This is a genomic window from Pumilibacter muris, from assembly GCF_943193045.1.
GTDB classification, from domain to species: Bacteria; Bacillota; Clostridia; order Christensenellales; family Pumilibacteraceae; genus Pumilibacter; species Pumilibacter muris.
Window position 1 is genome coordinate 1 of sequence record NZ_CALPCN010000009.1, and the last position, 24,135, is coordinate 24,135.

Genomic DNA, 24,135 nt, shown 5'->3' on the forward strand with positions numbered 1-24,135 from the left:
TACAAGCAAAACAACCAAAAGCTATTGAGCATAAAAGCATTACGGCAACAACTCTTTTTAACATTTTTATCTCCTTTTTAAATCAGAAACAAATAACTTGCAAGCGGGAATAATAACGCCGCAGCTAAATACCACCAACCCGCTCTTATATCTTCTTTGCTATGCAAATTAGACGAGCCGCCGAATATATCCGCCGTTATCTCCCAAGGCCTGTCACGGTATCTATATTTTTTTGACGGCCATTTTCGTTCGCCAAGCTTAGAAGGCGAAGTTATTGCAATCGTAATACCGAAACGTAACGGACCTATTATGCCTTGTTGAATGGTGTGCCCCCATTCATGCTGTAATGTTTCACCATCATAAACATCTCGATTTAAAAAGATTCCTAAAAACGTTCCCGAGCTGCCTTCAAAACCGTTTATCCGTATTACGGGCACACCTTTATAAAACGATACTTTTTCCGACTCAACCACAGCAATCTCATTTGTATTAAACGGATTCCAACCTATTGCTTGCATATCCGCATTTATTGTATCGTCGAACGCGGAAGCCGCCATGAATCCGCCGTATGCCGCCAACGACACGCCCGCTTGGGTTATAAACCCTCCGCCGGGAATTAACGCCAACGGCAATGTGCTCACTGCCAAAGATGCTCCAACAGCATATAATACAGCACCTAAAATAACTTTTCCCAACTTCTTAAAAAAGTTTTTTATCCTTCCCGTTCCCATAGGGTCATAAAACATAACGGGATTATTGCAGCAATAGGCATATAAATTTGTTCCGTTTATAAACGCCGCGCTTAAAAAAGCTATGCTGTCGGCATTTATAAACCTACCCGTTTCAGGGTCGTAATACCTCGTTTTCAAGAAGTACAAGCCTGTCTCTACGTCGTAATAGTAGCCCCTGTATCGGAACGGGTTCAGGTTTCCTAACTCGTTTTTGTATACTGCTCTTGTTTCATCGTTCTCCTTGTATGTTATGTCGTTGCCTTGCGCGTCGAAAACTTTACAGCTTCCCCATGCGTCGTACTCATATTTTACCACAACAAGACCGTCGCTGTCAAATATACAAAGAAAGCCGCTCAAACGAACGGCTTTTTTTGCTGCTTATTAGATGCTTTTTTAAATTCTAATCGTCTTCATGAGAAAAACCCTCTTGCCACTGTATATCTTTGTCAACACGCCATTTTGATATATCAAATCCTTCTAAATAGTTCTTGTATGGCTCTTTATTTTTATGTTTACTTAATTCTACTATTGCCGCTTTTTTATCCTCAAACAAACCAAATTCTGTCCAAATGGATTCAAATTCATCTGTCATATATTCATGTGTAAGAACATATAACACTACTTCCTTTTTCGAACATATTTCTTTTGAAAAATTAACAGCACATTTTCGAATAACAAAACAATCTATTGAATAGTCACAAAAACCTGGTTGCGTTTTTAGTTTCTCGATAACTTTTTTCGCCTCCAATTGAGAAGAAAAATATCCAATATTAAAATTACTTACTGCCTTTTCTTGCGAATTATCAATACTGTAACAAAAATATAAATTATAAAAGTATTTTCTCACAACCCCACCTATCTTTTAAATAATGTACGCATAATCCATTTAACTATTTTACTGAACTCGGAGCTTGCCCCTTTTATCCATTTACCTTTACCATATTTTTTATCTAATAAATCTCGAGCATTTTCTTGCGCTGTTTTATCAAAATCTACCATATCACGATTAACCCAACTTGGTTTATCAGAAGATTTTTCTTTTCCCGTAAGTTTCGCAAATAATATTAGCCCTGCTAACCCAAGAACTGCCAATATCTTTGCGGAGGCAGCCGACACTACTACGGCGCCACCACCTACTAATGCTAATCCGCCTGCACCAAAGAATGCGCCTACCGCCGGTGCAGCATAACCTACAAATGCACCTATTGCGCCACCTATTGCAGCCCCGCCGAATATGCCCGCCATTGTCCACCCGAACAATTCCCAACCTGTAGCTCCGCTGTTCTTCGCCGCATTGTATGCTATTACACCACCTATTGCAGCCCCTACTGCAGCTCCTACTATAAAGCATGCCACTAAAAACGTTATTATAAACTGCCCAGTCGGGTCCACGTTCATCACGGGGTTATTTCCGCAATAAGCGTAAAGGTTCAATCCGTTAATGGTTTCGGGGTCGAGGTATTGCAGGTCGTCTATGGTTATGAAACGTCCTATTTCGGGGTCGTAGTAACGCGTTTTCAAGAAGTACAAGCCTGTCTCAACGTCATAATAGTAGTCCCTGTATCGGAACGGGTTCAGGTTTCCTAACTCGTTTTTGTATACTGCTCTTGTTTCATCGTTCTCCTTGTATGTTATGTCGTTGCCTTGCATATCGAAAACTTTACAGCTTCCCCATGCGTCGTACTCATATTTTACCACAACTGCGCCGCTCGTGTCAAGCATGGCTGTTATATCCCCCCTTGTGCATTGCAGTAGTATTAACGGTAAAACCTACATTCTCATTCAAGGTAAAGCGTTTATATTCCGGATAAGAAAAAGTTAGCATAGGTTTATATAGATATAGTAAAAGGGAACGTTTGCAAAAAAACAAACATCCCCTTTTGAATTAGAATTTTACTTGATAGTCATTCCTATTTCTGGCAAATTTGAATACTTTTAATAAAATTCTTTGAACAATTTGAAAACACCTCTTATTAACAAGTATACTTTTCAAGCTGTTTATGAAAACCATTCGATTTAATCTTTTTTACCTCATTATCAATTTTTTTTAAAAGTGATTTTATGCCATATTTACGAAACTGACATATTTTTTTAAAGAAAAGATATGAAAAAATTCCGTACTCAGTAACTTCCCAATCCAAAAAATATCCTTTCCCATCTTCATTGTCATCTCTTCCGCCTATATATCGAAATAGCAATAATATCAAGCCCACATAACGCTTCTCTCTTTGAATTGGATATCGGCAATCAGGCATTTGCTCCGCTTCTGTTTCTTCATCAGGGTACATATATTCTTTAAAACAAGCAATTTCAACTCCTTGCTTTCTCAATTCTTCATTATATGGTTTCAAAAAATCTAAAACTTGGACATATACCTTATTTTCATAATCTATTAGTTCTTGTTCTTTTGCTCTGAATTTTTGTTCATTCATAAAACTCTCCTTACACTACGCCCATAGTTCATTCCACCAATTTTTAATTTGATTCCCAGCACTTTTAAGTTTAGCACCTAATTGACCCGCCCATTGTTTTACTGTATCTAATACACCCGTCTTATCTACAACCCATGTTATTAGATAATCCACCGCTATGGATAAACCTATACCCAACGCAGTACCCAATACAGGCACGGGAATAAGACTGCATAATGCTGTAATGCCATACCCTATTGCAAATCTTGCCCCTATATAAAGCGTATCAACAATAGAATCCGTTACCCAATGTTCGCTACCACTCTTATAATTTTTATACCATGAAGCCCCTATATCTATTGCCAACGTAGCTATTGATAATACAAAGGCTACTTTCCCTAACGTTTTTGCCATTTGTTTGGATTCCGCAATGGCTTGATTTTGCAACCGTCTAAAAGCTCGTTTCCCAATACCTTTTGGTATTTTGTTCAAACTTTTTGCTATTTTCGCAAAATCTTGATAAATTCCAGAAAACCCAGATAAAATTCTTTCTAATATCGTCAGAAAATCCTGAACAGACGTCCCCTCAGGGTCGACAGCCATAATAGGATTATTAGCGCAATAAGCATATAAGTTGAGTCCGTTAATGGTTTCGGGGTCGAGGTATTGCAGGTCGTCTATGGTTATGAAACGTCCTATTTCGGGGTCGTAGTAACGCGTTTTCAAGAAGTACAAGCCTGTCTCAACGTCATAATAGTAGTCCCTGTATCGGAACGGGTTCAGGTTTCCTAACTCGTTTTTGTATACTGCTCTTGTTTCATCGTTCTCCTTGTATGTTATGTCGTTGCCTTGCGCGTCGAAAACTTTACAGCTACCCCATGCGTTGTATACATATTTTACCACAACAATACCGTTGCTGTCAAATATACAAAAAAGCCGCTCAAACGAACGGCTTTCTTTGTTAATTTTATTACGAATTATCTTCTGAATGGTGATTTTCGTCTAACATTTGAGTGTTTTTTTCAGAAGAAGATTTTTCTTCATGCGGGCAAACGTTCTCATTCAACGAATAATAGCCTTTATACGGTTCAGGCGGATGATATTTTTTCCACAAGTGCCTTGTTAGCACTATCGCACAAATCAATATAGCCGTGCCAACCATCACACTTATAATCCCAACAACTAAATCGGTTGAATTTTCAAATCTTTGCATTGATTTTATATATAATTCTTCATCTGTTCCACCTCCCGCATGAACAAAAACTAGATGAAAACATTCAAATATATAGTCTATCCATTTCATATAAGTCCTTTTATAGGTCCAACAGGTCCTATAGGGTAAATTTTCTTCATATTTAACAAATCGCTTAAAGAAACTATCCCTTTCAATTTACTAAAAATATTAGTGCCTAATTTGATAATACCTGTAAATTGCGCAACTGCGCCTTGCGGCAACAACACCCCCGTATTCACTCCTTTTGTAAAGAACGGAATAACACTCGCAGCCGCAGTTAAAGCCATATTCGTAATAATGTCTTGAACAATTCTATTTGCGCCATATCCCTCCGACGCGCCGTAAGCCAAACTTCTTAGCCCCGCCGTAATCGTTCTGGACACTCCCAGAATAGCCTTTCCTACAGGTCCCGCAAATGCCGCCCCCGCAATCATCGCTCCGTCTAACGAGGCCCCCATTGTGGCAATTCCTATCGAAAGCAAGTTAATATTTTCTAATCCTTTGTTCATTACCTGGCTTGCTGTTTCTATACTTCCTACAATACCGCCGCAAATAAATGCCGTTGTAGCCACAGCCGCGCCTATTGCTCCTGCCATAATAGCCGTCGCTCCAAGCGCACCCGCTATCGCCACAGCTGCCGCTCCCGCCGTAACAGCTATCGCCGCCGCGACAACAACAATTATAGCCACAGCCGCGACTCCTTTCCAGAACTTTTTCCAACTCCAAGTTCCCTCAGGGTCGACAGCCATAATAGGATTATTGCCACAATAAGCATAGAGGTTCAAGCCGTTAATGGTTTCGGGGTCGAGGTATTGCAGGTCGTCTATCGTTATGAAGCGTCCTATTTCGGGGTCGTAGTAACGCGTTTTCAAGAAGTACAAGCCTGTCTCTACGTCGTAGTAATATCCCCTGTAGCGGAACGGGTTCAGGTTTCCTAACTCGTTTTTGTATACTGCTCTTGTTTCATCGTTCTCCTTGTATGTTATGTCGTTGCCTTGCGCGTCGAAAACTTTACAGCTTCCCCATGCGTCGTACTCATATTTTACCACAACAAGACCGTCGCTGTCAAGCAAAGCTATAACGTCGCCTTGCGCGTCCTTGCGGTAGTAGAACGTTTCCGTACCGTTTTGTATGGCGCACAGTCCGCTGTTATCGTAAAGAAACTTTAACTTAATGCTCTTTTGCGGATAGTCCTGCAACACGAGATTGCCGTTACTGTCATAGGTATACGTTACTGTAGTATTACCTACTTTCTTGGTTCTTCTGCCCTGTCCGTCGTACTCGAACATAATGTTGCCGTATTTACTTAACTGTCTGCCGCGCGTCCATTCGCAATTTATGTTGCGATAAGTCGTGGGGTTGCCGAGAATATCGTACACAAAATTTTCGGAATTTAGCGCCATTAACCTGTCGCCGTCGTAAGCGTATTGCAAGCATTGCGTTTCTAGCAGTTCTTCAAGTTTTTCCGTGTCTTTTAACGTGAACGCAAACTCTCTATTACTCAGTATATTCCCGTTGTTATCGTAGGTAAACAGCGTAGTCTTTTTGAGTTGTTTGTTGTCCTCGCGGGTTAAGCGATTGAGCTTGTCGTAAGTATATTTTGCCGCAAGCGTTCCGTTCTCCCACACTTCGGAAATATTGCCGCAGTTATCGTACTTGTATTTGAGATTGTCGAGTTGCACGAATTGCGTTTTATCGTCCGCCGCTACAACATGATTACCGAATCGCATGGCGCTCGGCATATTCGTGGCGTGGTCGCCAACTTTGCGGTATGCTATAGTCTCGCTTGCAATAGCTGTGCCGTTTACTTTTATCTCCTTGCCCGTATTTCTGCCGAGATAGTCAGACTTAGGGTATACGGTTATTCCCTCTACACTTACGCTTTCCAAATCCTTAGCGGCATTGTCTTTGTAATTGTATGTATATAGCTTGCTTTGCTCGTCTACTGTTACGGTTTTGGTTTCCGCATTGCCGTCGGTATTGTATGTATACTTTTCTTTCACTCTGCCGCCGGTATACTCTTTTAACCTATCCAAAGTATCGTAATTCCAACCGTACGTCACGCCGAATACTTTATCCGCAAGAGTTTTAACATGGTTTTTCGCATCGTAAGTTGCTACGGTTAGCGGCGTAGAATCATGCGTTTTTGTTTTGCTGTTGTATGTTTTATACGTAGCGTTAAGCATATTGCCGTGCGAATCCTGCTCGGACTCTATTATATCCCCGTTCGCCATAGTAGCGGTTATTTTTTCGCCAGTTTTTATGCCGTTTGTTTTAATATCCTCATATTTATACTGAACATAATCCTTAGTTCCGTTAAGGTCGATAGCGGTTTTTCTTCCCTTATAATCATATTCGTAATTGACGACGTTGTTTCCGCTCCGAAGTTCAGTTACTTTGCCGCAAGTAAACGCAATTTGCGTGCTGTTCTCTTCTCCCTCTTCGGTGCTTTGAGTTATTGCGGTGATGGTATCGTTCTCATCATGTCCGTAAGAGAACTTACTGCCGTTGGGCAAAGTTTGTGTGCGCACAACGCTCGTGCCGTCCACATATTCGAGCTTGGTTTTGTTCTCGCCCGACTCGTCGAACTCGGCGGTTACTTTTCCGTTTTCGGCATACTCGCTCTCGGAGTAGAATTTCGAAGAACTGTCAAGGCTATTATACTTAAATGATTTTAGTACATTACCGTTTCCATCATAAATCACTTCTTCAATCGTTTTGCCCGTTGTAACTTCCTCGCCGACTATATAGCTTTCGGTATATACAATACTTCCTTGCGTATTATAACGATACCTTGTAATAGCAGTTTTCTTTGTATCGTCATTATCTATCTTTGTATGTATCTCGGCTTGTTCTTCTATAACATTCTGATTATTGTCATAGCGATAAACTGTTACAACTTGCTGTTTACTATTATCGCTCAGTTTTTGCCATCCTACTTCTTTCAATATCGGATTATTGAATGCATTAAGAGAAATTAACGTTTTAACACCGTCGTTAAATTTCACGTCATTTATACTTTTAAGCAACGAATCTTTTTCCGCGCAGAATGTATTATCGTGTTGGAATTTTACATAATCATAGCGTTCTGCCTTTGTAACCTTTCCGTCTTCTTCCAAATAATATTCCGTAAGGTTGCCTTTATCGTTAAAAGCATATGTGCTTCGTGACTTCAAATCGTTGTCTTGTGTTATTACCGTACCTTTTGAATTATATGTAATCGCAACCTCGTTAAGTTTTTTGTCGCCACCTAAAACCAAATTGTTATGTTGTATTATGTCTACAGAGCTGTAATATTCGATTTTTTTCAATTGACTTCCCGCAAAACTTATTTTTGCTTTTTGTCCCGCAGGTAGCGCGCGAAGTTCGGAAATATATGAATTAATATAACTAAATTCCAGTTTATCTCCGTTTGCGTATACGATACTTTGCAGTTGCTTCGATTCATCATATAGAAATTCGGTTGTTTTTCCTCGACTGTCGGTTATTGCTTTAAGTAACCCTTTCAATCCATATTGAAATTCTACGGTCTTATTGTTATTATCATATAAGCGCTCGATTCTATTATTTTTACGCTGAATCATAATAGCGTTATCATAGTTGTCGCAAATAGCAACAAGTTCTCCCTGTTCATTAAAGCCCTTAACGATAGTACCGTCGCTCAAGTAATTTATAGGCGTCATTCGCTTACGCAAATCGAGTTCCGCTTTTTTATTGACATACTCCTTGCGATAATTTGTAACTTGTTCCATATAAGAATATTTTTTGGATTCGTATGTCGTCAACTGATTGTACAAGGCAATTTTATATTCATACGGTATGGTAGATGTCGATTTGTACACGTTTGTCCACGCAGATATATATGACAAAATTTCATTTTCAGGCAACAAAATATACTGATAATTCTCATCCAATAAATTTATAAAATTTTCGAATAAGTCATTATTATCATACCAATACCGTAGGCAACGCACTAATTGTCCTGTATTTTTATTTATAATACCATACGATTCCATAGCACCGGCATATGAGTTTACTTGTTCTTCCAACTGTTTAATTTCACTTTGCCGTTGCTCTAACCAATTAACGTTTTTTATATTTTCCAACCGAGTTGTTGCTTTTAATCCGGTAGCCGAACGTTCTTCTTTATATACAGTATGCTTCCCGTCGGAAAGAGTCCCGTCAAGAGCTACTTCAACATTTTTTCTCTCCACTTCGATTCTCTGATTTTCATCGTCTATATAGTAAAAATACTCTTTAAATTCGTATTTAGTGCCATACGAGTCCGTATATATGAAATTTGCGTCAAGTTCCTCATATCCTATTCTTGTAAGTCTTTCTTCTAAATTGAGTCTAAAATCCTTACCGCAATTAAAATTATCATTGCTTTTTTTATAAATACATGAGATTCCATAATCCAAACTCAATCCGGATGTAGATGTACCGTTTATTTCCGCAACCATTTCTCCCGTCGGAACATTGAAAATTCCAACGGCATTTTTTACCAAATCAAACTGACGATTACAAGGGCGCACATATTCGTCAACATATTCAAGCGAAAAAGTAGGCGCATAAACATCAGACATATAAAACGAAACATTAACACGCCCGCTCGGCTCTATAGTTAATGGGAATGTTTCTTGTTTTGCATTATTAAACGACTCGGTTATATCGCATTCAATCGCCTTTCCGGGAGAACAATAATATGATTTATTATTGATTTTTATATAGCCGCTACACGATACGCGATACGGTATTAAAGTCATTACGACTTTAGAAATTGTCTGTCCTATCAAAGGGAAATTCTTTTTGTTAATTGTTAGTTTTGTTTTATCGGTATAATAAACGTCGGTATTATTAGCTTGTATAAATCCCGATGTTAATTCATCTACTTTACTGGAACTACAAGATGTGCGTAAAACTTTTGCCGCAAACAAATATGTTTGGTTGGTTATAATTTGCGGGTCTATTGTAACAGGCATTGAACGTTCGTCGGCGTTAATCCATTCGGACTCGGCTATTACGGAAAAAATATATTGCCCGTCCGCCGATTCTTCTATTTCATAAAAGACCTCGTTATTTCTTTCGCCGTTTGCATCATACATAAACGGCTCGGGAATTGTGTATTCAACATTACGTTCTACCACTCCGTCGGCGCGCTCATGTGTTGTAAGCAATTCTATTCTACGATTATCTTCAGATAAAGCCACCGTTAAGCCCTGTGTTTGCAATTTAAAATCAAAACGATATTCGGCACGCTTTTCTTTTACTATAATGTTTTCTTTTACATTTGAACCTGCGAGTTCGTACGCTATATCCACTCCGTCTTCTACATTTCCATATATCACATTCCCATTGGCATTATTCACCGCAGCAATAGCACTCTGTGGGATAGCACAAGCTTCAGAGCGTAATATAGACAACCCTAACTTAGGCTCTTTACACAAGCCCCATGAAAGTTGCGTTTTGCCTTTTTGAATTTTTAATAGGTCACTATTAGACGCGTCTTTCGCAAACGTCAATTTGCGTTCACCGCATATATTACAAAATTCATTATCACACTCATGTAAGCGGTTGTCGATTTCTTGCAACTCGCCGCTTGCGTCGCGGTAGTGAATTGCGTTGGGCGATATAATCTGACGCATTGTGCCGTCGTTCATTCGCCACAGTTTGGTGTTTTCGCCGCGCATACTCTTTTCTTCGTACAGCGCGCCCGCAAGTGTAGGCTCTTCCCATTTTGCGTTTTTCGCCTGTTCTTTTTCGGCAATTTCGATGTTTTTCAGAATTTGCGCGTCGAGGTTGCTCACGGCTTCCGCCGTTTTGTCTTTCATTTTAATCGTTCCCATGATTTTTTCTCCTTATTTTTTTAGTGTTTTTATTTTTTACGGCATTACGAAGAACAGACTCCGTTCGTTCCGTGTAGGGGTTTGCTTCGCTTACGTTCGGTAGCGTAACGCCCGAAAACGTTTTTTACAACATTTGAGCGTACGGAAAAATTGAGTGAAACCGTTGCACGTTTTTCACGCTTTTTCCGCATCTCCCGAATTTAATTGTTTCAATAAGCGGCACCAAACGCCCGCTCTCGTCTTTTTGTGTGTGATTTGCTAAGTATACGAATATGTAATGCACCCGAAAAAGTGAACCCACCTTAATAGGTGCATTACATTTCAAACATATTTTTTATTATGCCCCAACGCCGCGCCTACGCCCGTTGCGCATAGCACTACGCCCGCTACTATCATTAACCCGCTAATAAGCCGCATTCACATAATTTATATTTTGTATTTTTATCCCTATTTAATTTCGAATTCGGCTCTATAAGTAGCGGTTTGTCTTACTGGTCCATTACAAGCTAACAATCTCCCGTTTTTCCATTCATTCAAAAAGTCGGGTCCCGCATAAGCAAATTTGTCTTTGGATATCGTATAGTTCTTTTTTATATACTTCGATAGTTTTTTAAATAATGCCTTGTACTCCTCGCTATGCGGCAAATATGTGTCCGTTTTACTGTCATAACGTTTACTGAGGCATATCCCGCCATTCCATACCGCACCCTTAGCGAGCACAGGCACACGATACGAAATACTTTCTGCATCCAAAGATATCCACGTATATTTTTCATTATGCTCTATAGGAACTTCAGCATCCTTGAAAAAGATACGTAATCCTTGAAACTCGGTGGTGTAAATATCTTTAAAAGGAAGTCCGTTGTATTTATTCCCCCTATAAGAATACAATTCCGCACCTGCATCATAAATCACATTCAAAAACTCTATAAAGTCTTTTTCCGTTTGCCAAAATTCAGTTATCATTATTGCCTCCATTATGCATAAGGAATAAAAATTATTTTAATACCCGCTGTTGCAAAATCCGCTATTGCCCTTGCCTCTCTTGCTATCGGCAAACCTGCTTTTGTTGCCTTCCCGACATTTATAAAAATTTCTTGACCATTTTTTGTTGCATAAACGTCGGCGTAACGATACGGTTTCGTCCCGTTAGGCGTTAATGTGCGGAACTCCTTATCTGCAACATCCCATCCTTTCTTGGTCAAATTCTGTTTAATGGAATCAATTTTTGCCTTATGCGCCGGTCCGCCGTGTCTTCCGCCCGGATTCGGCACATTTTTGGACGCACTCGCCGCCGAAGAAGTGCTCTTGCTTCCCGCAGCCGCAGACGCCGTAGCTTTTGCAGCTCTTGCCGCAGACGCCGCTTGCACGCCTTTATAAACTTGCCCGCCTATGATGCCGCCGACTATTGCGCCTATCATTGCGCCCGTCTCAAAGCTGCCGCCTAACGCTTCGCTTATGAATCCGCCGGCTATGCCGCCTATCCCGGAGCCAATCATGCTTGCGCCCATTGCCGCAAACGGCGTAAAGCACAACGCTATTCCCGCCACTATATTCAGCGCCGACGATATTATGCTCGCTACTTTGCCGTTAACGCCTGCCGCCGACATTATGTTCGACGCCATCATCGAACCGCCCGCCACAAGCAACGATACTCCCAACGCCGCGCCTACGCCCGTTGCGCATAGCACTACGCCCGCTACATGGTATTATCGTCTAAGTTAAGTAAGACTTAGAATAGTAAGCCCGAGAATATTGTAAAATACAATATTCTCAGGTTTTGTACTATTTTAAAACTACTCAATCATTCTTTCCAAGGCTTTTTTCGTTACATTTCTATATTGAGTATAGGTGCGTCTTAAATTGCTTTTTTTCTCTTTGCTTTCGGTAAATTGAATCCAAGGAATTTTTTCAGGCTCTAAAAATTTCTCAATATATTTTTTGTATTCGGCTTTTCTAAACCTCGACAATGCCGTTATTGCAGCTTGTGATACTAAGTATTTACCGCATTCTATGGTAGAACCATAAAAAGAATCTTTTATACGTTGTTCGCCGTCCAGCAATCTGATAAAACTCGGAATTGCCTTTTCATAACGCATAAAGCCTAACATTTCCACTATAAACCAAGTACTGCAAACCACCTTTTCCTCGCTTAAATAATCCAAATACACGTCCATATATCTTTTGTCTCTTATTCTGGCAAGCGTTTGGGATACCATATAAAGAATACTATCTTCATTATCAGTAGGAAGATATTTATTGTATTCTCCTATTAAATATTCTGTTGCGTCATAAAAACCCTTTACTCCCAAACATCCTATATAATGATGCTTCTTATTATGATTTTTAAACATTTCAAGGTGTTTAATCACTATAGGTATTACAGCCTTGTCTTTTGCAGTAAACGTATTACCTGTAAACTGGTAACTCCAAGCAAAATTATAGCCTAATGCATTTAATTCATTAAACAGGCTTTGCTCAACTTGCACATCATAAGCATTTTTAGGGTCATTTCTGTATTTCATTTCTATTTCCTCTATATGAGGTAATATAAAATCTATCTCTCTTTGTTCCATTTTTGCTCCTTATTTACCACGGAAAGAATTTTAATATTATTTCGCCGGCATTTACTACTTGTTTCAAACTCGAAGTCAATTTTGTCCCTTGCCGAACAAATAGCTCCATTACAACTCCTTCACTTTTTGCTATATTCATATAATCTCTTAACTGGCTAGTCAATGCTTGTCTTGCTACGTTTTTTGACTCTATTAAATAGCTACCTTGTTCGTAAAAATCCGGTATTCTTTGCGTTCCAAGAACTTTTTCTGTATTTTTAGTGTATCCCGTTAACTCGCTTATGTATTTTTCACCCGCAGCCCCCTTAGAAGCAGCAGTCCCGGATGTAGCCGACGACGCACTCGCCGCCGAAGAAGTGCTCTTGCTTCCCGCAGCCGCAGACGCCGTAGCTTTTGCAGCTCTTGCCGCAGACGCCGCTTGCACGCCTTTATAAACTTGCCCGCCTATGATGCCGCCGACTATTGCGCCTATCATTGCGCCCGTCTCAAAGCTGCCGCCTAACGCTTCGCTTATGAATCCGCCGGCTATGCCGCCTATCCCGGAGCCAATCATGCTTGCGCCCATTGCCGCAAACGGCGTAAAGCACAACGCTATTCCCGCCACTATATTCAGCGACGACGATATTATGCTCGCTACTTTGCCGTTAACGCCTGCCGCCGACATTATGTTCGACGCCATCATCGAACCGCCCGCCACAAGCAACGATACTCCCAACGCCGCGCCTACGCCCGTTGCGCATAACACTACGCCCGCTACTATCATTAACCCGCTAATAAGCCACTGCCACCACTTCGGTTTATTCCCCTCGTGGTCGTTCATTACTACGGGATTATTCAAGCAGTATGCGTATAGGTTTAATCCGCCGAGCTTTTCGCTGTCTATATAGCTTACGTCGTCTTGCGAGATAAATCGACCTGTTTGCGGGTCGTAGTAGCGCGCTTTAAGGTAATACAGCCCCGTTTCTGCGTCGTAATAATAACTGCGGTATCTGAACGGATTGAGAGCCCCGAGATTTATTCCCGAGCGGTCTTCTACTTCACATCTTCCCCATGCGTCGTATGTATATTTTACTATGGTATTACCGTCTAAGTCAAGTATTCCCGCTATATCCCCCTGCGCGTTCTTGCGGTAGATATATTGCTTATTGTTATACTTAAATCCGTTTAAGCCGTTGCCGTCGTAATAAAACTCAAAACCGTCGCTCTGTTTAACAAGACGCCCGCCGATATCATATGTAAATACAACGTCACCGCGTTTCGTGCGTTTCCCGTAGCCGTCATAGCCGTATTCCACGCCGTCCACCGACATGAGTTGTCCTATTCTGTTCCAACCGAATGTTTTCCCGCGATAGCATATCGGCAAACCGTTTTCGTAAGTTACGCTTTGTTCTCCGAAACCTATCATGCGGTCGGGATAGTTGCCGTCGTACGAATATTGCATTTCCGCTAAAAACGAAGTGAGTTCTTCTTCCGCTTTCACGGTATAAGCGCATTCTCGCTTATACAGTATATTACCGAAATTATCATATGTCCAAAGCCACGTTTTACCCAAAGCGCGATTATCCTCTCGGATAAGGCGTTGTAGCTTGTCGTAAGTATATTTAACCGACAGCAGACCGTTCTCCCATATTTCGGCGATATTTCCGCAATTATCGTATTTATATTGCAAGCTTTCGTTAATTGCATAGCCGCTTGCCGTAGCGCGACCGTAACGCATAGTGGATATCGTATTCGTTCCGTGATCGCCGACTTTAAGATATGTAATATATTCGCCATACACTTTATTGCCCGCCGAATCTTCAAGAATCTTTCCCCTGCCACGCCTGTTAGCGTCGGTTTGGGGACACACTTTCAGTCCGTTCGGCAAGCGGATATATTCCAAATCCATTGCGGCGTTGGGTTTATATTTGTAGCCGTACTCATGCGACACAGCTCCGCTCAATGCTCTGCTCGTGAGCTGACCCTGCTCATCGAAAACATTCGTTTCGTTCATAGCGGCAACGTTTGTGCCCGCAGTACGCGCAATCGAGTTGACCCTATCTTTGATTACGTTGTCATATGTGTAGGTCAAAGTGCTCCCCGTAAGGTTATCCGTACTATCCGATTGCAATCCGTTTGGAGCAAAATTATTGATAAAATACGGAATTTGCGGGTCCGATCCTTCTTTTACTTTCAGCGACAATACATTTCCATTTCTATCGGTTCGGGTTTCGGATTCGGCATTGTTTTTCTTTACCGTAACAGTAGCCACATATCCGTTTTGCGCAGTGGCATCGTCATATACATAGTTCGTTGCCTGAGCATCGTTATTATCCAATATTACTTTTGTCTTTCTACGCTTATGGTCGTATTCGTAATTAACGGTATGCAATCCGCTTGTGATTTCCGTTACTTCGCCGAAATCGTTCCGCATTTTAATCGAGTTTTCCTCGCCGTCCGCCGTACTCTGCGTAATACCGGTTACTTCGTCATACTCGCCGTGTCCGTAACTGAATTTACCGCCGTTGGGCAATATTGCGGTTTTAACAATATTAGTGCCGCTAATGTGCTCGTATATTGTTTTGTTCTCGCCCGTTTCGTCGAGAGCCGCCGTAACAACGCCGTTTTGAGAAACCTCCGTCTCGGTATAAAATTTAGTTGTACTGTCTAAGCTATTGTAGCTTATTTCTTTTATTTTGTTGCCGTTTGCGTCATAAAAATGTTCGGTAATATCTATACCTTTTTCCGTTTCTTCGCCTTCCACAAAGCTCTCTGCGCGCGATAATAATCCCTGCGGATTATATGAATATTCCGTAACGGAACATTTTTTTTCAAGACTATCTCCGATAGTGGCAATTTGTTTTATTGTCCTCTCTTTAATAAGTTTTTGATTATCGTCGTAAGAGTATTCCGTTTCGGTTTTTACACGTTTTGTTTCGCTAATCTTATCCCAATTTGACTCCGTTAAAGTCGGGTTTTCATACTGGTCGAGCAAACTATAACTCCACCCTGCTTCTTGGAACGTAAACGTGTCAAAAACGGCAGAACCGTTGTTGGAAGAATAATCCACATATAATTCAATCCTAACGGGTAAAACAGCATTTCCGTCGGAATCTTTGGGTAACGTCACAGGCAAAGCCGCATACTGTTTGTTTTTATTAGAATAGTCATAGGAGGCTATAAATTGTTTGGTCGTGGAAGTATATATTACGTTCGCTCGAATTTCAAATTTAGCGGCAATGTCGGTGCTCATATTTTGCCGATAAAATTCCGTTTGCATTCGCATTCCCGTTTTAAGCGAATTCGCCGTAGCATATGCGCCGAACATATAGTCCGTAATCTTGGAATCAAGTTCACTCCCCTGTATCGCTTTCAAAAGATATGATGCGGACTTAGTCTGCGCACTTATTCCCGACAAATAGTTGTGTTCATCCTTTTTGGGTTTTACGTTAAACGTGCATGTGGAAGCAACATAATCGTGCGTGTAAGAATCCGTAATTATGCCGTTATGTTCGGTATAATGCATAGAAACATTTCCATCGGCGTTAAACACATAACAGCCCTTTATCCCCTTTGCATCCGTAATTTCCGTTTTATACAGTTGATATTCAACAGTGGTGCGCTCCAATTCGATAAGGGTTTTTTCGCCGTGCTTTCCTTTTGAAATACTATCGGTAAGCGAATAATCTATTATCGACACGGGTTTTCCCGCTTTATACGTTAAAACTGTTTTTAACTTATCCGAAGATTCTACCGATACAATATTGCCGATTAACGAATCATATTCGAAAGCAATTTTTCTTCCGTCCGAATATGTAACGGACGTAAGATTTGCGGTGGATAATGCAGTACTGCTGTAGGTATATTTTGTTTTACGCCCGCGCGCATCCGTTATGGACGTAAGTTGTCCGTAATAGTTATATCTGAAAGATATTTTTTTATCTTCTCCTTCGTAAATCGCGGAAATCCTATCCTTTGCATCATAATCGATAATAATATTATTTCCGAACGTATCGTATACCGCAACAAGATTGCCGTATTTATTGAATGCCCGCACAATATTGTCAGGGTCTATTAAATAGCTAACGGGCACTTGCTTATATAATTCCGATAATTGATGCTCGGCATTGATATATTCTTTAAAAACATGTTTAATCTGTTTGATATAAAGTTCTCGTTTACTTATTAAGTAATTAATTTGCTCTAACAAAACACCGCGCTGACTATTCGTGTTTGCACGTTGTTTGCCAAGATTGGTTTGTTGGTCTTTTGTGTTTTCAACTTGTTTTTCAAGATTATCTTTTTGTGCCGAAGTATTATCTTTTTGCGCGCCTATATATTTCCTCTGGCTTGCCAGGTTATTTTTTAAATTGGTCTGATTCGATTTTCTTCTGTTCCAAAAGCCGTTCTCTCCCACATCACAACCGCATTCCGTTGTATGGTTAGCCGAGTTATTGATATAATGTTGAAGTTGGTCAATCTCGATTTGGCTGGATGTATCTTGGTATCCCATTGATGCATCTTGCAATCCCAATAAATTATACTGCATTCCGAGAGCGCTTGCCTGATACCCCAAAGCTTCTATTTGCCGAGTTAAAGCGGTATTTTGATACACCATCGACTCATCTTGCAATCCGCCGACAGCATATTGCAATCGCATACTTTTTAAATTGATAGCTTCGCTCTTAGGCATTACCATTTGCGAGCTCGTAATATTCATAAAAGTATCGAATTTTGCTTTCGTTAATTTATCGCCTGAAAAATAGGATGAAAACGAACGCGCAATCGTTCCGTCCGATATATTAACAACAACTAAATCTTTAAGATTATTTTTATAAGTTTCGATTGATTCTTCTAATTTGATTTGTTCTTCTTGCCGTTGCTCGATTAAATCGATATTCTTAAATCCTTCCGCTTGAGTCACGGCTTTTAAGCCCGTCATAGTTTTTTGTTCTTTAAAAACTTCATAACCCGAATAGGTTAATCTTCCGTCCTGTTCTACGGTAATAGACGCTTTATCCGTAACATACACTTTTTTATCGGACGCATTCAGATAATAATAAAAGTCTTTGAAACCATGTTTTTCCCCTGCGGCATCGGTGTAAATATAATTAGCGTCAAGAGCGGAATCCGTATTTTTCTCAAGTTTTTGTTCCACATTCAATCGCCAACTTTTGCCGAAGTTAGACGTTCTTCCGCTCTTTTTATAATGGTGCGATATTCCGAGTGATAGAGCCGTCCCGTCAGTAGTCGCATCTCCGAACGCCGCAGTCAACTCACCCGTGCCAAGATTTAACGCACCGGACATACAGCCGGCAAGCGAAAATTCCTCGATTGTCGGATTAGTATTTTCATTAGTGAAATATTCCACTTCGAGTATCGGCGGATTATTTGTCATGGAAAAGCTTCCGTCTATATATTCGTAAGTGTAATAAGACGGTTCAATCCATATATCGATATTACTCGTACTCACGCTTTTAAGTTGCGAAGTCAGGTTAATTTCGAGATTTCCGCCGTTATAATATTTATAAATGCCGTCCGCTTTCATGTATCCGCTGAAAGACTTTGTAGGCGTTAGCGTAAGCTTGGCGCTTGCTATGCGATTTTTCAGCATATTCAACGCGCTCTTGTTAATCGTTATTTTCGTACGGTATTCTTGCGAAGAATTTTTCATCACCCGTATATCGGTTTCCCCCGAATTATACCATGACGAATAAGAATAACCCGAGCTCGAACTCGTGTATCTATACCTATACTCCACTTGTTTGGTTATAATGCTCAATCCGCCCGTTACAATCTGCGGGTCTATCGTAACGGGCATAGCGCGGTCTTCCGCGTTGAGCCACTCGGGGTCGGCAACCACCGCAAAAGTATAGCTGCCGTCGGCGTTCGAATCGAGTTCGTAATACACTTCTTCGCTCATTGCGCCCGCTGCGTCGTACATATACGGCGCAGGTATGGTAAATTCGGTTTTATCACCCGAACACAGCTCTATTTGCGTGCTGTCTTCCGAAAGCCGCATACTAAGTCCTTGTGTATTAAGCGCGAACATATAGCGGTAATCGTCTCTCTTTTCCTTTACTATAATGTTTTCTTTAAGATTGTTGCCTTGCAAGCAGTATTCGAGGTCGGTGCTATGCTCTATATTCTCATACACCGCACGGCTTAACGTTTTTTGCATATCAGCAGTTTCGTTTTTTTCAACCTGTAAAACGGTGTTTTCTTTGGCGACAGCCGTAACGGGTTCTGCTTCGGAGGTCAATGCGCAAGGAGCTACCGCGCTTTGCTTGCCCAAATACGTCCAAGACAACTGCAAATCTTTTTTTGTCATCTTTACCGACTTACGCTTGTCCGCTTTGGTTATTTCGGTTTTATACGCGCCCGCCTTGTTTACAAATACGTCTCCTTGCTCTATAAGCGTGTTGTCTATCTGCTTCCATGCCTTTTCTTCGTCGTCGTAAAAGTTAACGGGCGTTGCGCTTATGACGCTCTTTGCCGTTCCGTTGTTCAGATAATACAAACGAGAATATTCGTCGGTATGTTCTTCGTCTTCGCCGCGCACTGCGGGGTCGTCCCACCGCAAGTTTTTCGTCTGTTCTTTCTCGGCGATTTCGGCGTTTTTCAAAATTTGCGCATCGAGGTCGGATATTTCTTGCGTAGTTTTGTCTTTCATTTTAATCGTTCCCATGATTTTTTCTCCTTATTTTTCTTAGGGTTTCTATTTTTTACGGCATTACGAGGAACAAACTCTGTTCGTTCCATGCATAATAATTGCTTCGCTTACGCTCGCAACGACGCTCTTGTTCCCTGCAACGTCGTGAAAAATTACTTATTTAGTAGCATACATTCTTTAAGAGGTTTGCGCGTGGTGCGCGGGGTTTTGCGAAAAGTGGGTTTGCCGAGCGCAATAACCGCCATAAGTTCGTAGCGGTCGTCAACTTTAAGAAGTTTCCTTACGTCGGCGGCGCGATTTAAAATTTCGCCGAGCCAACACGCACCGAGTTTTTCTTCGGTTGCCGCCAAAAGCATGTTTTGTATACATGCCCCGACCGCTTGGCAATCTTTAATATAGTGGTAGCTTTCTTCTTTATCCAAATACACGCATATTAGGCAGTCGGCGGCGCGAACAAAATCTTTGTAGACTGTGCAGTCGGCTATTTCGCGCAACAATTTTTTGTTTTTTTGCACAACCGCAAACCGCCAAATCTGACCGTTTTTTCCGCTCGGCGCAAGCGTGCCCGCTTTCAATATTCTTTTTATTGCGGCTTTTTCCACAGGCGAGCCGCTGTATTCGCGCACCGACGCGCGTGCTTTTATTGCTTCGTACAGTTCCATTTTCTTTCCTCCAATCTACTGCGTTGTTATTCCGCAAATATTTATAAAATAATTATTCGGTAGTGTAATGCCCGAAAACGTTTTGCCGCGCGGCGCTTTTAATCTGTGCGCGTATATCCCTCCTCGCAGTTTCCCGTTAACGTGCGCGAAATCGAACGAAAAAACACGAACGCCGAAGTCAAACTCGCCGTTAAGCTCGCTGCTCAAAAATCTGTCTTGCTCGTCCGCAAGGTCTTTATACGCAAGCGTAACCATTTCGCTTGTGCCGTCGGCATAGTGCAATGTGAACTCCTCGTTGAAGTAGCCGTACACGCAAAAGCCCGCTATGTCAACGGTTTTGCCGCTTAGCGGTATGCGTTGTCCGCAACATGCCAAAAGGTCGGGCGCGCTTTGCGGCATTAAAAACGAATAGTCTCCTTCCCCTATTTTACCGTCTTGCAAAAGGTTTTCGTTAAGTCTCCAACCCTCCACGCCTTCGGGTATGCACCCGCCGCAAATAATCCAAGCTTTGTTACAATACCGCGATATATCAACATATTTCATAAACACCTCGCAAGCTCGGCAACCTCTTGCATTAAAATTTCCATCTCGCCTATTTTAACTTGCAAAACGTCGGGCGTTAAATACTTTAAATCTTTGCACACGACCGCTTTGCATGCAACCGCCGACACGAATTGTGCGCGGCGCCATAGTCCGTTCAGTTTTTCGCAGAGCTCGGCGTTGCCGAAAAAAGTTTTGCACTGAGTTTCGAGCGTGCGGAAAAGTTGAGCAAACACGTTATATGTTTTCCATGCGTCTTCCGCGTTTTCGGAACTTGTTTTTTCCATAAGGCGATACGGCGCCATATAACTCGAATAGTCGCGCGCCCGATACGTTTCGAATATTTTTTCGGAGATTCGAGCTTTTTGCAAAAACGGCAAAGGCGAATCGAGCTTTCCGAATTCCATAACCGACCACTTAAAATCTTTAAACTCGTTGCGAAATCCGTTATACGCTTCTTCGAGCACCTCGAACGGCATCGTCTTTTCACAGAAATCGTAGCTGTTTATATATTCGTGCTCGCAAACGGTAAATGTGCGCTCTTTCCTGTTATAGCCGTAAACAAGTATAAAATGAGCGCAATGTTGCTTGCGGTACATCGCTTTCCTTTGCGGCAAACAGAAATTGTCTTGCCCGACTATAATGGGACGGTTGGCGTCTATGCCTTTTATTGCCGCGTCTATAACGTATTCAGCATTATGGCGGTGCAGTTTTACTCCCGTCCACTCGGCAAAATCATCGTCGGAAATTATATTCTTTTCCTCATAGGCAAAGTCGTTCCAACCGTTTGCCGAAAGCACTTTAAATTCGCTGTTTAATATAACTTGCTCCGCCGGAACACCGAAGTAACTAAGAGCGGCAATAAGCTGATGATAGTAGCACGTTCTGAACCAGCAGTCGTTAAACGGGGTTATTCCCCGCAGTTTCTTCTTTTGCATTTTTCCTCCGTTATGCGGACAAATTCCGCTATTGTTTTAACGTTGTCAATAAGAAGGTCGTCGTCCGAAAACTCAATATTATACTTTTGTTCGGTTTCCACAACGAGCTGAACGTAAGTTAAACTGTCTATGCCAACGCTGCGGAATTCGTCGGATTCGCTAACGTTTTCCGCGCCCGTAAGCTCGCTTATGCGGGAAATTAGTTCGTTCAGCATTTGCGCACCTTTTTGCCGCTCGGCGTTGCCGGAAGCGCGTTCACATTTTTTATTGCGCGCGGCATAAGGTGCGGGGCGAGCTTTCCCGACAAAAATTTGCGCAACGTTTGCTCGGAAACTTCTCCGCAATACTTGAGAACTATTTTGTTTCCCTCTATATCGTCTTCCTCGCCGTAAGCGACGCAGTTTTCTACGCCCGCGCACGCACTTGCAACTTCTTCTATCTCTTCGGGGTAAACGTTTAAGCCGCTGCGAATTATCATGTTGTCTTTGCGCCCGTCTATGTATAAATAGCCGTTGCGGTCGGTGTGCGCCACGTCGCCGGTATAAAGCCACCCGTTTTTTATTTTGGCGTTTGTTCGGGCGGCGTCGGTATAATAACCCACCATAACGCACGGCGATTTAACGAGCAGTTCCCCGTTCTCTATTTTTGTTTGGACTCCCGCAAGAAGTTTGCCTACGCTCCCCGCCTTTCGCGCAAAATCCTTAGGCAACAGCGCGCTCACGCGAGGGCTATGTTCGGTTAGTCCGTACACGTTATAGAACTCGGTTTGAGGATTTGCGGCGGATAGAGCCGACGCCAACGCGGGAAACAGTCGCTCGCCGCTTATTACGCATTTTTTCAGCGGGAACCCGCACGCGCTCACGCGCAATAAATTGCGGAATAACGTTGGAGTACCGCACACGACAGTCGTATTTTTTTCTTCCATTTCCCTTTTCAGCTTTTGCGGCAAAAACGGCTTTTCGTAAAACTGTATAGTTGCTCCCCTAATTAACCCGTATAAAAGCTCGCCCACGATTACCGCAATATGCATGAGCGGACGGGCAATAAGAATTTTGTCGTCGGGCAACAGAGCAAAATAAGTTTCGAGCATCTTTAAATTTTGTATTATATTCTCATGCGACAGCATTACGCCTTTGGGTTTGCCGCCCGTGCCGCTCGTAAACATAATAAACGCAAGTTCGGGATATTGTTTTTTATCTTGCGCAATCGTAGTTTCCACTTCCTGTTTTCGCTCTACTCCGTAGCAATCGTCCACAGGCACTGCAACATTCTCCGACGCCAAAACGCTTAATATCTCGATTGCATGAGCTGTCTTACTCTTGCCCGAAACGCATACAAGCCTATTGCGCTCCGTATGCTTTTTCGCACGCTCTTCTATATAGTCTACAAGCTCGCCGTAAGTTGTTCCGTCCTCTAACGCGACGCGCCGAGAATGTTCGAGCATTCGTCCTTTTAAATACTCCCACAGCGTCATAAATATTTCTCCGTGAGGGCAATTAAATCGCCGACTGTAATGAGTTCGGCAGGGTCTAAGTCCGAATCGTCAAACTCTTTGCCAAGCGCTTCTTCGAGGCGAACTATCACCGACACGAGCGACAAGCTGTCTAAGCCGCAATCTTCTTTTATTCTATCGGCACGATTTGCGCTTTCCACTCCCAAATCCGTTAACACATTCGTTAAAATTTCTTCCGCCTTACTCATAATTTTTGCCTCCATGCTTTTTCGTTTAATATAATGTTTTCTAAAACGTTTGCGTAGTCCGCGTTGTTCTTTCCGCGCACAATATCGGCGCCGAGTTTAAAATACAGCCGTTGCAAATCCGAAACTTGTTCGTTCAGCTCGGGCAGGTCGTACCCTTCGGACAGTAGCCACAGCCGCATTCTTTCGCGGCTTATTTTAAGCACGCCCAACGCGTCGCGCAGGGCCGCGCCGGAAAGCGTTTTAAAGCAATTCGATTGTGGCGTTTCTTTCAGCCGCATAAGCGTTTCGGCTCTTTTTTTGTCATACAAAGCTACGTTAAACTTATCGCAATATGCGTAAGCAAGCATTGTTCCGCCGTACACGTCGAACAGCTGCGCCTGCGTCAGTTCTCCGCAAGACAGCGGATAGTGATTGACGTAATACAACTTTTCCTCTTGTACTTCCGTCGCCGCAATAAAATGGTCGTCACGCCACGCCGTAAGGTTACCGCGAAAAAACTTTTCATTCACTTTTATAAGCGTCAAGTTGCGGGGTTGAATACCGTATGAAATTGCCGCAGGACTTCGTCCCTCGCAATGACAACATAAATCCCCGTTGAAAATCTTGTGTTTAATAATGCCGAGTTTTTCGCCCGTATCCTGCACGCGCGCAAAACCGTTGTAATTTTCGTATTTAACGTCGTTTGCGAAATCATTTGCGACTTGTTCTATTTCAGCAAAACTCTCGACGTATAATTTCCGCACGTCGAAAAACTCATGTAACCAAGCAAGATAATATGCTTCGACGCAAGACAGATAAGGGTTTTGGGGTAGAGCTTCTTTTTTCATCTTCTTTACCTCATATT

At 42.0% G+C, this 24,135-nt stretch carries 18 protein-coding genes; all 18 read right to left on the reverse strand.

Annotated features, from left to right (window positions below):
* Nucleotides 1-77: 77 nt before the first annotated feature.
* Nucleotides 78-1,046, reverse strand: a complete 969-nt coding sequence (locus tag NFR62_RS09130; protein WP_251617668.1) for an RHS repeat-associated core domain-containing protein — start codon at nt 1,044-1,046, stop codon at nt 78-80.
* 85 nt (nt 1,047-1,131) lie between these two features.
* Nucleotides 1,132-1,578: a hypothetical protein gene (locus tag NFR62_RS09135; RefSeq protein WP_251617669.1), complete on the reverse strand. Its 447-nt coding sequence runs from the start codon at nt 1,576-1,578 to the stop codon at nt 1,132-1,134.
* An 8-nt stretch (nt 1,579-1,586) separates the two neighbouring features.
* Entirely contained in the window at nt 1,587-2,453 is an 867-nt protein-coding gene (locus NFR62_RS09140; protein ID WP_251617670.1) for an RHS repeat-associated core domain-containing protein, read from the reverse strand.
* Between the two features lie 251 nt (nt 2,454-2,704).
* Nucleotides 2,705-3,163, reverse strand: a complete 459-nt coding sequence (locus NFR62_RS09145; RefSeq protein WP_251617671.1) for a hypothetical protein — start codon at nt 3,161-3,163, stop codon at nt 2,705-2,707.
* Nucleotides 3,164-3,178: 15 nt separating this feature from the next.
* Nucleotides 3,179-4,045 (reverse strand): RHS repeat-associated core domain-containing protein, encoded by an 867-nt coding sequence (locus NFR62_RS09150; RefSeq protein WP_251617673.1) that lies wholly within the window; start codon nt 4,043-4,045, stop codon nt 3,179-3,181.
* 67 nt (nt 4,046-4,112) lie between these two features.
* On the reverse strand, nt 4,113-4,445 hold the full coding sequence (locus tag NFR62_RS09155) for a hypothetical protein (protein WP_251617675.1): 333 nt from the start codon (nt 4,443-4,445) through the stop codon (nt 4,113-4,115).
* Nucleotides 4,442-10,222: an RHS repeat domain-containing protein gene (locus tag NFR62_RS09160; RefSeq protein ID WP_251617677.1), complete on the reverse strand. Its 5,781-nt coding sequence runs from the start codon at nt 10,220-10,222 to the stop codon at nt 4,442-4,444. The genes NFR62_RS09155 and NFR62_RS09160 overlap by 4 nt, the downstream gene beginning before the upstream one ends.
* A gap of 447 nt (nt 10,223-10,669) precedes the next feature.
* Entirely contained in the window at nt 10,670-11,188 is a 519-nt protein-coding gene (locus NFR62_RS09165; protein ID WP_251617679.1) for a hypothetical protein, read from the reverse strand.
* Between the two features lie 11 nt (nt 11,189-11,199).
* The gene (locus tag NFR62_RS09170; protein ID WP_251617681.1) at nt 11,200-11,883 is read right to left on the reverse strand and encodes a hypothetical protein; all 684 of its coding nucleotides are present in this window, start codon (nt 11,881-11,883) and stop codon (nt 11,200-11,202) included.
* Between the two features lie 135 nt (nt 11,884-12,018).
* On the reverse strand, nt 12,019-12,798 hold the full coding sequence (locus NFR62_RS09175) for a hypothetical protein (RefSeq protein WP_251617683.1): 780 nt from the start codon (nt 12,796-12,798) through the stop codon (nt 12,019-12,021).
* 13 nt (nt 12,799-12,811) lie between these two features.
* Nucleotides 12,812-19,465, reverse strand: coding sequence for an RHS repeat-associated core domain-containing protein (locus tag NFR62_RS09180; RefSeq protein WP_251617685.1), 6,654 nt, complete (start codon nt 19,463-19,465; stop codon nt 12,812-12,814).
* A 137-nt stretch (nt 19,466-19,602) separates the two neighbouring features.
* A complete protein-coding gene (locus NFR62_RS09185; RefSeq protein WP_251617686.1) occupies nt 19,603-20,112 on the reverse strand; it encodes a nitroreductase family protein in 510 nt (169 codons plus the stop codon).
* Between the two features lie 15 nt (nt 20,113-20,127).
* Nucleotides 20,128-20,655: a hypothetical protein gene (locus NFR62_RS09190; protein WP_251617688.1), complete on the reverse strand. Its 528-nt coding sequence runs from the start codon at nt 20,653-20,655 to the stop codon at nt 20,128-20,130.
* Entirely contained in the window at nt 20,652-21,590 is a 939-nt protein-coding gene (locus tag NFR62_RS09195) for a BtrH N-terminal domain-containing protein (protein WP_251617690.1), read from the reverse strand. The genes NFR62_RS09190 and NFR62_RS09195 overlap by 4 nt, the downstream gene beginning before the upstream one ends.
* Nucleotides 21,563-21,805: an acyl carrier protein gene (locus NFR62_RS09200; RefSeq protein WP_251617692.1), complete on the reverse strand. Its 243-nt coding sequence runs from the start codon at nt 21,803-21,805 to the stop codon at nt 21,563-21,565. Before NFR62_RS09200 ends, NFR62_RS09195 begins: the two co-directional genes overlap by 28 nt.
* Nucleotides 21,799-23,064, reverse strand: a complete 1,266-nt coding sequence (locus NFR62_RS09205; RefSeq protein WP_251617694.1) for a class I adenylate-forming enzyme family protein — start codon at nt 23,062-23,064, stop codon at nt 21,799-21,801. The genes NFR62_RS09200 and NFR62_RS09205 overlap by 7 nt, the downstream gene beginning before the upstream one ends.
* Nucleotides 23,061-23,291, reverse strand: a complete 231-nt coding sequence (locus NFR62_RS09210) for an acyl carrier protein (RefSeq protein ID WP_251617696.1) — start codon at nt 23,289-23,291, stop codon at nt 23,061-23,063. The genes NFR62_RS09205 and NFR62_RS09210 overlap by 4 nt, the downstream gene beginning before the upstream one ends.
* Nucleotides 23,288-24,118 carry a hypothetical protein gene (locus NFR62_RS09215; protein ID WP_251617698.1) on the reverse strand — a complete coding sequence of 277 codons (831 nt, stop codon included), beginning with the start codon at nt 24,116-24,118 and terminating at the stop codon, nt 23,288-23,290. Before NFR62_RS09215 ends, NFR62_RS09210 begins: the two co-directional genes overlap by 4 nt.
* Nucleotides 24,119-24,135 lie beyond the last annotated feature (17 nt).

Bases quoted from the DNA above. Each gene is read 5' to 3' on its own strand.
- NFR62_RS09140 (WP_251617670.1), bottom strand. From the start codon at position 2,453: ATGCTTGACACGAGCGGCGCAGTTGTGGTAAAATATGAGTACGACGCA.
- NFR62_RS09145 (WP_251617671.1), bottom strand. From the start codon at position 3,163: ATGAATGAACAAAAATTCAGAGCAAAAGAACAAGAACTAATAGATTAT.
- NFR62_RS09155 (WP_251617675.1), bottom strand. From the start codon at position 4,445: ATGAAATGGATAGACTATATATTTGAATGTTTTCATCTAGTTTTTGTT.
- NFR62_RS09160 (WP_251617677.1), bottom strand. From the start codon at position 10,222: ATGGGAACGATTAAAATGAAAGACAAAACGGCGGAAGCCGTGAGCAAC.
- NFR62_RS09165 (WP_251617679.1), bottom strand. From the start codon at position 11,188: ATGATAACTGAATTTTGGCAAACGGAAAAAGACTTTATAGAGTTTTTG.
- NFR62_RS09175 (WP_251617683.1), bottom strand. From the start codon at position 12,798: ATGGAACAAAGAGAGATAGATTTTATATTACCTCATATAGAGGAAATA.
- NFR62_RS09180 (WP_251617685.1), bottom strand. From the start codon at position 19,465: ATGGGAACGATTAAAATGAAAGACAAAACTACGCAAGAAATATCCGAC.
- NFR62_RS09185 (WP_251617686.1), bottom strand. From the start codon at position 20,112: ATGGAACTGTACGAAGCAATAAAAGCACGCGCGTCGGTGCGCGAATAC.
- NFR62_RS09190 (WP_251617688.1), bottom strand. From the start codon at position 20,655: ATGAAATATGTTGATATATCGCGGTATTGTAACAAAGCTTGGATTATT.
- NFR62_RS09195 (WP_251617690.1), bottom strand. From the start codon at position 21,590: ATGCAAAAGAAGAAACTGCGGGGAATAACCCCGTTTAACGACTGCTGG.
- NFR62_RS09200 (WP_251617692.1), bottom strand. From the start codon at position 21,805: ATGCTGAACGAACTAATTTCCCGCATAAGCGAGCTTACGGGCGCGGAA.
- NFR62_RS09205 (WP_251617694.1), bottom strand. From the start codon at position 23,064: ATGACGCTGTGGGAGTATTTAAAAGGACGAATGCTCGAACATTCTCGG.
- NFR62_RS09210 (WP_251617696.1), bottom strand. From the start codon at position 23,291: ATGAGTAAGGCGGAAGAAATTTTAACGAATGTGTTAACGGATTTGGGA.
- NFR62_RS09215 (WP_251617698.1), bottom strand. From the start codon at position 24,118: ATGAAAAAAGAAGCTCTACCCCAAAACCCTTATCTGTCTTGCGTCGAA.